Source organism: Herbaspirillum sp. NPDC087042 (assembly GCF_044745245.1).
In the GTDB taxonomy this organism is placed as follows: domain Bacteria; phylum Pseudomonadota; class Gammaproteobacteria; order Burkholderiales; family Burkholderiaceae_D; genus Herbaspirillum.
Window position 1 is genome coordinate 728,532 of the sequence record NZ_JBIUZW010000001.1, and the last position, 13,386, is coordinate 741,917.

Genomic DNA, 13,386 nt, shown 5'->3' on the forward strand with positions numbered 1-13,386 from the left:
GGCTGGTATGGCGAAAATCGGAAGACCGGATCATCACAGCGCCGGTTCCGGATGACGACGCACGCAACGGAGGACCTACCCTGGCTCAGCCTGGCGTGCTTCCCCCGAAGCGTCTTGTTCTTTTGTACAGCTTTTGGACAGCATATCCGGTTTGGACCGGATTCGAACGTGGCAGTTTACAGTCTAACCGGCCCTTGCAACTATTAACAAACGTAAAGATTGTCATTACAAGGCCAAAAAAAAGGACGCATGCGATGCGTCCTTTTTCATGAGGGCCGGAACCAGGGTTCAGGCGACCTGCAGCGACTTGCCCAGCTTGCGCAGGAACTGCTCGCAGCGCTCCATCTGCGCCAGCGTCACGAACTCGTTGGGCTTGTGGGCGTTGCCGATGTCGCCGGGACCGCAGACGATGGTGGGGATGCCGATCTGCTGGAACAGGCCGGCCTCGGTGCCATAGGCCACCTTACGGGTCTCGCGGTCACCGGTGAGGGCGCGCACCAGCTCGGTCACGGCGGCCTGCTCGGCCGCTTCCAGCGCCGGGCTGCCGGCGAAGTTGTCGATCTCGATACGGGCTTCGGGGAATTCGGTGCGCATCTTCGGCAACAGGATCTCGGCAATGTACTTGTCGATCTGCGCCTGGATGTCGGCCACGCTCATGCCCGGCAGGTTGCGGAATTCATAGGTGAACTCGCACAGCTCGGGGATGGTGTTGACCGCGATGCCGCCACGGATCTGGTTAGTGGTCATGGTGCTGAAAGGCACATCGAAGAACTGGTCGTAAGGACCATTGGCCTTGTAACCATCGGCGAAGTCGCGGATGGCGCAGATCAGGCGGGCGGCATGCTCAATGGCATTGCAGCCCTGCGGGGTCAGCGAGGAGTGGGCCGACTTGCCATGCACCTTGCAGGCGAACACGTTGATGCCCTTGTGAGCCACCACCACGTTCATGCTGGTGGGTTCACCCACCACGCAGCCATCGACCTTGATGCCGCGCTTGACGATTTCTTCCAGCATCACCGGCGCGCCGATGCAGCCGATTTCCTCGTCGTAGGAAAAAGCCAGGTGGATGGGCTTGGCACGCGGCATGGCCAGGAATTCCGGCACCAGCGCCAGCGAGGTGGCGATGAAGCCCTTCATGTCGCAGGTACCACGACCGTACAGGCTGCCATCCTTCTCGGTGATCTTGAAGGGATCGGTATCCCACTTCTGGCCGTCCACCGGTACCACGTCGGTGTGACCGGAGAGGACGATGCCGCCCTCGGTGCTGCCAGCATTGGGGCCGGCCGTGGCCGGCAGGGTGGCAAACAGGTTGGCCTTGGTCTTTTCCTTGTTGTGGGCGAGCCAGGAGGAGATGCCCTGCTTTTCCAGGCTGTCGCGCACTGTGGCGATCAGCTCCAGGTTGGAATTGCGGCTGGTGGTATCAAAGGCGACCAGGGTCTCTAGCCATTGGCGGGTGTTCATGTTCTCGTACTCCGTTGTTCAAAGGCACGCCGCCGTCCCTTCTGGAGACGGCGGCGAGAAACTGCAAGCTTACCCGGATTGCGTCAGTCCTGCTGCAAGCCCTGTTCGGACAAGCGCAGGAGCCGGCCGCAACGGCCGGCCAGCTCGCTATCGTGGGTGACGATGACAAAAGCCGTGCCCAGGGTGCGGGACAGCTCGATCATCAGTTCGAAGGTCTTGTCGGCGGTGCCGCGATCGAGGTTGCCGGTGGGCTCGTCGGCCAGCACACAGGCCGGACGCGTGACCAGCGCGCGCGCCAGCGCCACGCGCTGGCGTTCACCACCCGAGAGTTCGCCCGGCACGTGCGTCACGCGCTGCGCCAGGCCGACCTTCTCCAGCATCTCGCGCGCCTGCGCCTGTGCCTCGGCACGCTTGACGCGACGGATCATCAGCGGCATGGCCACGTTGTCCAGCGCCGAAAATTCCGGCAACAGGTGGTGGAACTGGTAGACGAAGCCCAGCGACTGGTTGCGCAAGTTGCCGCGTTCGCGCTCGCCCAGGTTGGCGAAATCCTTGCCCAGCAGGGTCACGGTGCCGGAACTGGGGGTATCCAGCCCACCCAGCAGGTGCAGCAGCGTGGACTTGCCGGAGCCGGAAGCGCCGACGATGGCGACCTGCTCACCGGGATGGACGTCGATATCGATATTGCCCAGCACCTTCACCGAATACTTGCCTTGCGTGAAGGTCTTGCCCAGGCCGCGCGCGGCCAGCACGATTTTCTTGTCGCTCATTGTGTTCATGGCATCACTCATAGCGCAGCGCCTCCGCCGGTTTGACGCGGGCGGCCGACCAGCTCGGGTAGAGCGTCGCCAGGAAGGCCAGCACCACGGCCACGCCACCGATGGTATAGACGTCGGACCAGATCAGGTCGGACGGCAGCTCGGAAATCACATACACGCTCTTGGGCAGGAACTGCACATGGAACAGGCGCTCGATGGCCGGCACCACCACATCGATGTTCAGCGCCACCAGCACGCCCAGGCCGATGCCGATGGCCGTGCCGATCAAGCCCACCAGGGCGCCCTGGATCACGAAGATCTTCATGATCGACCCCGGCGATGCCCCCAGGGTACGCAGGATGGCAATGTCGGCCTGCTTGTCGGTGACCGTCATGACCAGCGTGGAGACCAGGTTGAAGGCCGCCACGGCGATGATCAGGGTCAAGATGATGAACATCATGCGCTTCTCGGTCTTCACGGCGGCGAACCAGTTGCTGTTCTGCTGCGACCAGTCGCGCAGGTAAAGATCACCGGTCAGGGTACTGGCCAGCTGCTGGGTCACCTGCGGCGCCTGCAGCATGTCGCGGATGCGCAGGCGCACGCCGGTGGGCGCGTCCTGGCGGAACAGGGTTTCCGCATCCTGCATCTGGATGAAGGCCAGCGTGGAATCGAACTCGTAATGGCCAGCCTCGAAGATGCCCGACACGGTGAACTGCTTCAGGCGCGGCAATACGCCCGCCGGCGTTACCTGCCCTTGCGGCGCGATCAGGGTGACCTTGTCGCCCAGGCCCACACGCAGGCCACGCGCCAGTTCGCCACCGATGACGATATTGAATTCACCGGCCTTGAGCGAATCGAAACTGCCCTGCTTGACCTGCTTGGCCACATCCGAGACCTTGGGTTCTTCCTCGGGCATGACGCCGCGCACCACCACGCCGCGCAGCGTGTCGTCGCGCGTGATCATGGCTTGTGCCGCCACGTAGGGGGCCGCGCCCAGCACTTCCTTGTTCTGGAAGGTCTGCTTGGCCACCGCCTGCCAGTCATGCATGGAGCCGGAGGCATCGAACACCTCGATATGCGCCAGCACCGAGAGCATGCGGTCACGGACTTCCTTCTGGAAGCCGTTCATGACCGACAGCACCACGATCAGCGCGGCCACGCCCAGCGCGATGCCGGCCATGGAAATGAGGGAAATGAAGGAAATGAAACTATTGCGGCCGCTGCGCTTGCCGGCCCGCGTATAGCGGATACCGACCAGCCATTCGAACGGCAGGTTTTTAATCAGACTCAAAAATTGCTCCGAGAGTGGGCCTGGAGAAGCACGGCCAATCATGTCATAGAGACAAGATCATGACCGCACGCCAACACGGGCGAAGCGCGAAGTTTGCCACAGAATGTGCAGGCGGCCCATCCCCGGCCACCACCCTCTACACCTCCTGTCAGCGGCACGCGCCCCGACGTGCAGCTAATAGATTCACTTCCCCGGCAGAGGTTCTGCATAGATACCAAGGCTTACATTCCTGCGCATTGACGCCCATTTCATCCATGAAGTTGCGCGCATGACTGGTTATATATACAGTATGCGTTTTCCCGCCTTTGCCATCTGAAGCTTCCTGCCATGCCGCCCGAACTCGCCCAGGACGATCCCCACGCCAGCAGCGCCACCGAGCAGGCGCCGGAGAAGGATCCCTTCGCCCGCCTCAATGCCGAGCAGCGTGCCGCCGTCGACCATGGCAGCGGCCTGGCGCCGGCGCAGCAGGCACCGCTCTTGATCGTGGCCGGGGCCGGTTCGGGCAAGACCAATACCCTGGCGCACCGGGTGGCGCGGTTGGTGCTGGAAGGCGCCGATCCGCAGCGCATCCTGCTGCTGACCTTTTCGCGCCGTGCCGCCGCCGACATGGGCCGGCGCGTGGGCCAGGTGATCCGCCAGGTACTGGGGCTGGCCGCTACCGACACGCCGCCGCAACTGCCCTGGTCGGGCACCTTCCACGCCATCGGGGCGCGCCTGTTACGTGAATATGCCGCCCATATCGGGCTGGAAGACGACTTCACCATCCAGGATCGCGGCGACGCCGAAGACCTGATGGGCCTGCTGCGCCATGAAATGGGCTTGTCAGCCACCGACAAGCGCTTTCCGCTCAAGGCAACCTGCCTGGCCATCTACTCGCGCGCCGTCAATACCCGCCAGGACCTGGACCAGGTGCTGCAGGGCCAGTTTCCCTGGTGCCGCGAATGGGAAAGGCAACTGGGCGAACTCTTCAGCCGCTACGTGGACGCCAAGGAGGCCCAGCACGTCCTGGATTACGACGACCTGCTGCTGTTCTGGGCCGACATGATGTCGGATGCGCAGATCGCTCAGCTGGTGGGCGCGCGTTTCGATCATGTGCTGGTCGATGAATACCAGGACACCAACCGCCTGCAGGCCGAGATCCTGCAGCGGATGAAGCCCGATGGCGCCGGCGTCACCGCCGTGGGCGACGATGCGCAATCCATCTATTCCTTCCGCGGCGCCACGGTGCGCAATATCCTCGACTTCCCGTCGCTGTTCTCGCAACCGGCGCGGCTCTTGACGCTGGAGCAGAACTACCGTTCCACGCAACCCATCCTGCAGGCTTCCAACGCGGTCATCGCCGACGCCCCCGAGCGTCACTTCAAGAACCTCTGGAGCGACCGCCCCTCCTCGCAACGGCCGCAGCTGGTGGTCATTCCCGACGAAGCCGAACAGGCGCGCTGGGTCGCCAACCGCATCCTGGCCCATCGTGAGGAAGGGCTGACGCTGAAGTCGCAGGCGGTGCTCTTCCGTACCGCCACCCACAGCGCCGCGCTGGAACTGGAACTGGTCCGCCGCAACATCCCCTTCGTCAAGTTCGGCGGGCTCAAATTCCTAGAAAGCACCCATATCAAGGACCTGCTCTCGCTGCTGCGCCTGGCGCACAACCCGAGCGGGCGCATGGCCGGGTTCCGCGCGCTGCAGCTGATCCCCGGCGTGGGGCCGGCCACGGCCAGGAAAGTGCTGGACCTGATGGGCGCCGCCAGCGACCCGGCCGATGCCCTGCTGAACTTCGGCGCACCGGCCAGCATCGCCCTGCAGTGGCAAGCCTTTGCCGATACCTATGCCCTGATGCGCCGCGCCAGTGCCGCCTGGCCGACCGATATCAATGCCGCCCGCGACTGGTACCTGCCGCAGCTGGAACAACGCTATCAAGACGCCGACGCCCGCGCCGCCGACATCGAGCAACTGGCCGCGCTGGCCAAGGGCTATGCCTCGCGCGAGAAATTCCTCACCGAGCTGACCCTGGACCCGCCCGAGTCCAGCAGCGACTATTCGGCCCCGCCCTATCGCGACGAGGATTACCTGACGCTCTCCACCATCCATTCGGCCAAGGGCCAGGAGTGGCGCTCGGTGCATGTCCTGAACGTGGTCGACGGCTGCATCCCCTCGGACCTGGCCACCGGCAGCGAAGCCGAGATCGCTGAAGAACGCCGCCTGCTCTACGTGGCCATGACACGCGCCCGCGAGCATCTGCACCTGATCGTGCCGCAGCGCTTCTACATCACCCAGCAGACGCCGCAGGGCGACCGCCATGTGAACGGCATCCGCAGCCGCTTCATCACGCCCCGCATGCTGCCGCATTTCGAGGACAGCCTGTGGCTCTCGGCCGAGACCAACGGCGCCCGCACCCCCATGCCCGACAGCGTCAGGATGCTGGTGCGGCAACGCGCCAAAAGCGCCTGGAAAAAGCCCTAAGTGAAGTTCCGGGCAGGTCGGCCGGGCCAAGCGGCCCGCCAGCCGCTAAAATATCGCCCCATGAATCAACTCGACATCCTCATTCCCTTCGCGCTGCCGCCGGCCGAACTCGCGCGCGACCTGCTGCGCCAGTGCCAGGCGCCGGCGCTGGCCATGCTGCTGGGCCGTGGCAAGGCCGCCGCCCCGCGCCAGTCCCACGACCCGTTCTCGCGCGCCCTGCCGCATGAGCACTGGCTGGCACAACGCTTCGGCCTGCCCGCCCCCGCCCAGGACAGCAGCCCTGCCGCGGCCGCCGCCCTGATGCAGCAACTGGGCCACACGCCGCAGGCCGGACACTGGTTCGTGCTGCATCCGGCCCATATCCACGTCGCCCGCGACCATCTGGTGCTCACCGACATCGGCCAGCTGCAACTGGAAGAGGACGAATCCCGGCGCCTGTTCGCGGCGGCCCTGCCGCTGTTCACCGAGATCGGCCATGAGCTGGTCTACGGCGACGCCCGCACCTGGTTCATCCGCGCCGATGCCTGGGCCGGCCTGCGCACCTCCACGCCGTCGGCCGCCAGCGGTCGCAACGTCGACATCTGGATGCCGGAAGGCCCGGGCGAACTGGCCTGGCGCAAGCTGCAAAACGAAGTGCAGATGCAGTGGTTCGCCGAGTCCCTCAACGAACAGCGTGAGATGCGCGGCCAGAAGGCCATCAATTCGATCTGGATCTGGGGCGGCGCCGGCAACGGCGCCATGGCGCAGTCGGCCTATGCCGGCAGCTTCGGCCTGCGCGGCTGGATGCGCGCCTTCGGTGCTGAGACGGGCGACACCGGTGCAGCACAGGTCGTGCAAGGCAGCGGCCAGCGCCTGCTGGTGCTCGATGCGCTGGCTGAAGCGGCCCTGGCCGAGGAATGGGGCCTGTGGCTGCAACACCTGCAACACCTGGACCGCGACTGGCTGGCGCCGCTGCTGGTGTCGCTGCGTGCCGGCTCGGTGGATGCCATCGAACTGATCCTGAGCGGCCCCGACCGCCTCACCCGGACCGCGGTCACGCGGGGCTCGCTGCGCCGCTTCTGGCGGCCCGCGTCGCTGGCGGGGCTGGCAGCATGATCCGCGTCACCACCCGCTCCTATTCGCCACAACAGGCCGACCAGCTCATCGCCGAGGGCGTGCATCCGGTACTGGCGCGTGTCTATGCCGCGCGCGGCCTGTCCAGCGCGCGCGAACTGGCCAGCGAACTCAATGCCCTCTTCGCGCCCTCGGGCCTGCTGCATATCGAAGCCGCCGCCGTCTACCTGGCCGACGCCATCGCCGCCGGCAAGAAGCTGGTCATCGTCGCCGACTATGACTGCGACGGCGCCACCGCCTGCGCCGTGGGCCTGCGCGGCCTGCGCCTCCTGGGCGCGCAGGTCGACTACATCGTCCCCAACCGCTTCGAATACGGCTATGGCTTGACGCCCGAGATCGTCGAGTTGACCGTGCGCGAAAAGAATCCCGACATCATCGTCACCGTCGACAATGGCATCGCCAGCATCGATGGCGTGGCCGAGGCCAAGCGGCGCGGCATCGATGTGGTCGTGACCGACCACCACCTGCCCGGCGACACGCTGCCCGAGGCACGCGTGATCGTCAACCCGAACCAGCCGCAATGCGGCTTCCCCAGCAAGAACCTGGCGGGCGTGGGGGTGATGTTCTATGTGCTGCTGGCCGTGCGCGCCGAAATGCGCAAGCGCGGCCTCTTCGATGCCCAGACCCAGCCGCGCCTGGATACCCTGCTGGACCTGGTGGCGCTGGGGACCGTGGCCGACGTGGTCAAGCTGGACGCCAACAACCGCATCCTGGTGGCACAGGGCTTGAAGCGCATGCGCAGCGGCAAGATGCATCCCGGCATCGCCGCGCTGTTCCGTGCCGCCGGCCGCGAGGCCCGCCGCGCCACCCCCTTCGACCTCGGCTTTGCCGTCGGCCCGCGCCTGAACGCGGCCGGCCGCCTGGCCGACATGGCCCTGGGCATCGAATGCCTGACCACCGACGACGAAGGCCGCGCCTGGGCCATCGCCCAGCAGCTCGACGCCATCAACCGCGAGCGCCGCGACATCGAGGCCGGCATGCAGGACACCGCCATGCTGCTGCTGGACGACTTCAATCCCGCCGACCGCCGCACCATTGCCGTCTTCGACCCGTCCTGGCACCAGGGCGTGATCGGCATCGTGGCCTCGCGCCTGAAGGACAAGTTCTATCGCCCCACCATCACCTTCGCTCCCGGCGACGAGGGCTTCCTCAAGGGCTCGGGCCGCTCCATCGCTGGCTTCCATTTGCGCGATGCACTGGACCTGGTCTCCAAGCATGCCCCCTCGGTGATGACCAAGTTCGGCGGCCACGCCATGGCAGCCGGCCTGACCATCCACGCCGAGGCTTTCGATGCCTTCTCGGAGGCCTTCGAGGCGGTCGGTCGTGACTGGCTCACCCAGAACCAGCTGGAGCGCGTCATCGAGACCGATGGCGTGCTGGAAGACGAGTATTACTCAGTCCCCTTCATCACCCTGATGGACCAGCAGGTCTGGGGCCAGGGCTTTGCGCCGCCGGTGTTCTGCGATCATTTCCGCGTGCTCAACCAGCGCATCCTCAAGGAGAAGCATCTCAAGCTCCAGCTGGAAAAAGAGGGCCGCAAGTTCGACGCCATCTGGTTCGGCCACACCGACTCGCTGCCGGAGCACGCCCGTGTGGCCTTCCGGCTGGACGCCAACGAGTACAACGGCAAGACCACGGTGCAGCTGATGGTGGAGCACGCCGAAGGCGCCTGACATCGCCCTGACGCACGACTGACAAGCCCATGGCAGGAAGCGACGGTGATGCGAAAAAACCGACAAATCCTTGCCACAGTGGCACAATGCCGGCTTGGAGTACCTTCCAGCCGGCAATTGCACTGTCATTGGTAGCGCTCCCGTTCCCATCAATAACAAGAAGATCAAGTCGTCGATGAAGATCAAGCGCATCAATTGCAGCCTGGTGACTCGCCTCGTCCTGTTCGGCGTCGTGCTGATCGCGGTGAGTGCTGCCCTGCGCTACACCATCCTGATCGACTTCCTGCAACGCGACCAGGCGCAAGTGGCCGCCGACCAGCAAAACACCATCGCCAGTTACCTGGCTCAGGATATCGGTTACCGGGTCCAGGAGCGCGCGCGTTACCTGGAGCGCCTGTCGGCCCACGTACCACCTGATCTGCTCAATGACCACGCCGGCCTGACCGACTGGCTGCGCGATCACCAGCAATTGCAGCCGCTGTTTTCCCAGGGCCTGTTTACGGCCGATGCAGAAGGCAACATCCTGGTCGACTACCCCCGCATCGAGGGTCGGCGCAAGCTGACGCTGGCCGACTTTCCCGATTTCAAGCGCGTGCTGCAGGGTGCCACCCTGATCTGCCCGCCCATGCACAGCCCCGCCACCGGCAAGCCCGTGCTGGTCATGCTGACTCCGCTGCGCGATGGCAGTGGCCGCATCGTGGGCATCCTCGGTGGCAGTACCGAACTGACCGCGCCGGGCTTCCTGGACCACCTGCAACAGGCCAGGCTGGGGCCTTCCGGCAGCTTCCTGCTGATTTCTCCCGGACAACGCCTCATCATCGCCTCCAGCGACGAGGTGCTGGTCTATACGCAATTGCCGCCGGTGGGCAAGGATGTATTGATGGATCAGGCCATGCATGGCCTGCGCGGCAGCGGCGTGGGCGTGGCCGCCAATGGCGTGACCGAGATCAAGGCCTTTGCCTCTGTGCCGGACACCAGCTGGCTGGTGGCGGTGACCCTGCCCCTGGCTTCGGCCCTGCCCACCGTCGAGCGCATGCGCGCGCTGATCGCACGCGGCGCCGTGATCCAGGGCAGCATGATCGTGCTGCTGGTGATACTGGCCTACCTCTGGTTCTTCCGGCCCTTGCGTCGCGCCGCCGCGCTGGCCGAGCGCATGACCCGGGGCGACCTGCCGCTTTCGCCGCTACCGGTGGAACGGCGCGATGAAGTGGGCCACCTGACCATGGCCTTCAACGGCCTGCTGGCCCGGCTCAAGCTGCACCAGGCCGAACTGCAGCACCAGGCCCATCACGACATGCTCACCGGCCTGCCCAATCGCATGATGCTGGCCGAGCGCATGCAGGCCGCCCTCACCCATGCCTGCCGCGAAGGTAGCGGCGTGGCCCTGCTGTTCCTGGACCTGGATGGCTTCAAGCCCATCAATGACTCGCTGGGCCACAAGGCCGGTGACCAGGTCCTGCAGGAAGTGACCCGGCGCCTGCGCCAGGTGGCGCGCCATGGCGATACCCTGGCGCGCGTGGGCGGCGACGAATTCGTGCTGCTGGTGACCGACCTGGCGCAACCCTTCGAGCATGGCGCCCAGGTGCTGGCCGAGAAATGCATCAAGGCCGTCTCCGAACCGCTGCACCTGCTGCAGGGCGACTTCCTGCTGGGGGTGTCGGTGGGGATTGCGGTCTGCGATGGCAGCTGCGACGCCGATAGCCTGCTGCAGGCCGCCGACAAGGCCATGTATGCCGCCAAGAACAATGGCCGCGGCTGCTACGTGATCGCGCCCGCGCGCCCGGGTTGCAACGTCACCCCGTTCAGCGTACCGGAAGGAACTGCAGGAACGACCCGCCCAGCAGGTTCTGCACATAGCTGATGCCGGCACGGCGGTAACGTTCGGTGGTGAATTCGGCCATCAGGTCCAGGCGCCCGACGATCTTGCCGAACTCCCGCTCGAAACTGAGATTGCGCACGTCCCCGCCGATCTCGTCGGAGAACAGCAGCGGCGCACCCGCCGCATTGCGGCGGCTGGACAGGATCCAGGCGGCGATTTCGACATTGCGGGCGGCGTTGTAGAGATGCTGGGCGTCCAGCCCGTCGACCAGGAAGAACTCGATCTTGTTGCCATGGGCCACGATGATCATGTCGGCCGTGGCATCGATGAAGGCCGCCACCCTATCCCCCTTGAACTCCGGTGACAAGGCCAGCGCCATGGCCAGGATATCGCGCTTGCCCTGCAGCTCCGGCCAGGTCTGGCGCTGCTCGATGGCTTGCTGCACCTTCTTTTCGGCCTCCTCGCGGCTGGCAGCGGTCTTCTTCCACTCGGCCGGATTGCGCCGGTACAGCTTGGACATCAGCAGGTACAGGCTATCCAGATTGGCCCGCATGGCCAGGGTGGCCACGCGGTTGGTATCGGACTGCCCCATCTCGCGCGAGCTGGCATCGGCGCCACGAACCTCGCCGTGCGGCGCAGGTGAGCTGGCGCAGGCCACCATCAGCGCGGCACAGGGTAGCAGGAGAGGAAGCAGCTTTCTTCTTGTCATCGGCGGGCAGGACGAAACGAGCTGATAGGACCGATCCTATCAGAATGCGTTCCGCACCGGCCCGCCGTGTGCGGCAGCGATACGCCGGACTAGGCCCGGGCGGAGTAAGGCAAGCCGGTCAGGTAGCCGACGGTCGCGCCGAAGCGGTCCTTGTAGTTGGCCCGTACCAGGGGATCGAGCTTGTCCTTGACCTTGTCGTGCAAGCCCTTTTCCCAGTCGCCGGCGTGCTGGAAGTTGCTCATCACATAGGTCCAGCCATGGATCTCGTCGACCGCATGCAGGCCGGTCGACTCCGCCCCTGCCGGGCAGGACAGCACGCGCGTGAGCGCCTTGGTATCGACGTTGTAGGCCCACAGGAAGTTGTTGACGTGCATGCCGCTGTCTTCGCCGATGAAGAGCGTACGCAGCTTTTCAGAGAACTTGATGTTGTCCGGATTGGCGATGTGCTCCTGGTCGGCCAGGTTGCCCAGGGCGTCTGGCGTCTTCAGGTCCACGCCCACCAGCGCGGCCGGCGGGGCCATGTCGACCGGGACCCACTGGCTGTCGATGGCATGGCCGTTGAGGTCACGCTGCTCGCCGCGCAGGTTCAGCGCATAGACGGCGCCCGCCTTGGGGCCCTGTACCTTGATGTGGCCTGAACCGTCCAGCATCGAGGTCTGTACGTAGGACATGGCCGAATAGGCGATCTTGTCACGCGCATTGACGGTGGTGCCTTCCATCTTGGTGAAGCCCAGGCTGCCGCCGGCCAGCGCCGCATAGCGGTGGGTTTCCAGGAAGGCTGCGGCCTTCTCCATGCCCGGCTTGATGCGCACCCAGTTGGGCTTGCCGCCGAAGGGGATGCGGGTGAAGGACGCGTCGGCCGGATCGCTGGTGCGGATATCCATGATGTCGGCCGCCTTGTAGCGCTCCGCCATGGCCTGGATTTCCGCGCTGGTGGCACTGCCCAGGCGCACCCAGGAGAGCTTGCCGGCGCCCGGGCCCACGCCCGAGACCTGCTCCCAGCGCGCCACGAAGAGGCTGCCCGAGGACAGATCGGCGGCGCGGTCGGCGATGAACATGAACAGGCCGCCATTGGTAGCATCGTCACCCATCAGCACGGTACGCTGGTCGGGCATGACCTGCACCAGTTCGTGCGAGATACGACCCAGGCAATAATGCTTCTTGATCGAGCCGGTGCCATCCGGGTTGACGGTCACCTCCGGCAGGTGGCCGTAGTGGTAGGGATTGGCGCGCGTTTCGTCGCCGTACAGGTTCTTGCTGAAGGCCTTGAATTGCGGGTTGGAGGCAATGGCCGCGGCATCCGGCTCGTACTCTTCGGAAGACAGGTGGGTGTTCCACGGCGACAGGCTGGCGCCGCAGGTGATCCACAAGCCATTGACCTGGGCGGTATCGACGTTGTGGTACTTCACCAGGGTCAGCTTGCCCGAGGACGGATCCTGGTCCAGCGTCAGCACGGCGATCGGCGAAGGCAGCTGGCCATACATGGCGGCCTGCTTCTGGTCGCGGGTGGTGTATTCGAATTGCACCACGGCAAACACCGCATTGCCCTTCACGCCGGGTACACTGGCGCCCTTCACGGTCAACAGCGAAGAGCCGTCCGGGCAGTCCGAGTAGAACTGGCGCTCGCGCCCGGCCACCGAGCGGTCGATGATGGGACGGTTGTTGATATCGACGTAGCCGCCGGCCAGGATACTGCCCCCTTTGCCGTCCGGCACCATGTCGCCGGTCATGAAGAAAGGCTGGTAGGCCAGTTTGTAGCTCTGCTTGCTGCCATCGGCAAAGGTCACCTCCAGGGCCGAGCCCACGGTGGTGCTGGCCATGGCGGCCGGATTGTCCAGCGTGGGCGCGGGCATGCCGGTGAAGCGCGCCGAGGCGAACGGCTTGCTGCTGCCCGGGGTGGCGCAGGCCGCCAGCAGGGCCGAGGCCGACAGGCCGCCGGCCAGCGGCAGCAGCGGCGCGGTGGCAAAGGCCTTGAGCAGGTTGCGGCGGCCGGCCTGCGGCAGATCGGCGTCCGATGGGAGGGGGGTGTGGGCGGGCTGTCTCATCTAGTATTCTCCGGGTTGATCAGTAGTTCGCGGTCGACGGCTGGCGTATTCGTCAGGCTT

9 protein-coding genes are annotated in these 13,386 nt (G+C 65.4%); 4 read left to right on the forward strand and 5 right to left on the reverse strand.

Annotated elements, in window-relative coordinates:
• Positions 1–288 precede the first annotated feature (288 nt).
• From argE to ACIPHN_RS03270, 3 genes are all read right to left on the reverse strand, one after another.
• Entirely contained in the window at positions 289–1,461 is a 1,173-nt protein-coding gene (gene argE, locus ACIPHN_RS03260; protein WP_400432638.1) for an acetylornithine deacetylase, read from the reverse strand.
• Positions 1,462–1,544: 83 nt separating this feature from the next.
• Positions 1,545–2,240 (reverse strand): lipoprotein-releasing ABC transporter ATP-binding protein LolD, encoded by a 696-nt coding sequence (lolD, locus tag ACIPHN_RS03265; RefSeq protein WP_400432641.1) that lies wholly within the window; start codon positions 2,238–2,240, stop codon positions 1,545–1,547.
• A gap of 4 nt (positions 2,241–2,244) precedes the next feature.
• Positions 2,245–3,510 carry a lipoprotein-releasing ABC transporter permease subunit gene (locus ACIPHN_RS03270; RefSeq protein WP_400432644.1) on the reverse strand — a complete coding sequence of 422 codons (1,266 nt, stop codon included), beginning with the start codon at positions 3,508–3,510 and terminating at the stop codon, positions 2,245–2,247.
• Between the two features lie 327 nt (positions 3,511–3,837).
• Between ACIPHN_RS03270 and ACIPHN_RS03275 the strand changes: the two genes are divergently transcribed.
• From ACIPHN_RS03275 to ACIPHN_RS03290, 4 genes are all read left to right on the forward strand, one after another.
• On the forward strand, positions 3,838–5,967 hold the full coding sequence (locus ACIPHN_RS03275; RefSeq protein ID WP_400432647.1) for an ATP-dependent helicase: 2,130 nt from the start codon (positions 3,838–3,840) through the stop codon (positions 5,965–5,967).
• Between the two features lie 60 nt (positions 5,968–6,027).
• Complete coding sequence (locus ACIPHN_RS03280) at positions 6,028–7,062, forward strand: hypothetical protein (RefSeq protein ID WP_400432650.1); 1,035 nt, start codon at positions 6,028–6,030, stop codon at positions 7,060–7,062.
• On the forward strand, positions 7,059–8,753 hold the full coding sequence (gene recJ, locus ACIPHN_RS03285) for a single-stranded-DNA-specific exonuclease RecJ (RefSeq protein WP_400432653.1): 1,695 nt from the start codon (positions 7,059–7,061) through the stop codon (positions 8,751–8,753). Before ACIPHN_RS03280 ends, recJ begins: the two co-directional genes overlap by 4 nt.
• Positions 8,754–8,928: 175 nt before the next feature.
• Positions 8,929–10,614 carry a diguanylate cyclase domain-containing protein gene (locus ACIPHN_RS03290; protein ID WP_400432656.1) on the forward strand — a complete coding sequence of 562 codons (1,686 nt, stop codon included), beginning with the start codon at positions 8,929–8,931 and terminating at the stop codon, positions 10,612–10,614.
• On the opposite strand, the gene ACIPHN_RS03295 is transcribed toward ACIPHN_RS03290, so the two are convergent.
• Both ACIPHN_RS03295 and ACIPHN_RS03300 read right to left on the reverse strand, forming a co-directional pair.
• The gene (locus tag ACIPHN_RS03295) at positions 10,556–11,281 is read right to left on the reverse strand and encodes a hypothetical protein (RefSeq protein WP_400432659.1); all 726 of its coding nucleotides are present in this window, start codon (positions 11,279–11,281) and stop codon (positions 10,556–10,558) included. The two genes, ACIPHN_RS03290 and ACIPHN_RS03295, sit on opposite strands and share 59 nt — an antisense overlap.
• 89 nt (positions 11,282–11,370) lie before the next feature.
• Positions 11,371–13,326, reverse strand: a complete 1,956-nt coding sequence (locus ACIPHN_RS03300) for a PhoX family protein (protein ID WP_400432662.1) — start codon at positions 13,324–13,326, stop codon at positions 11,371–11,373.
• Positions 13,327–13,386 lie beyond the last annotated feature (60 nt).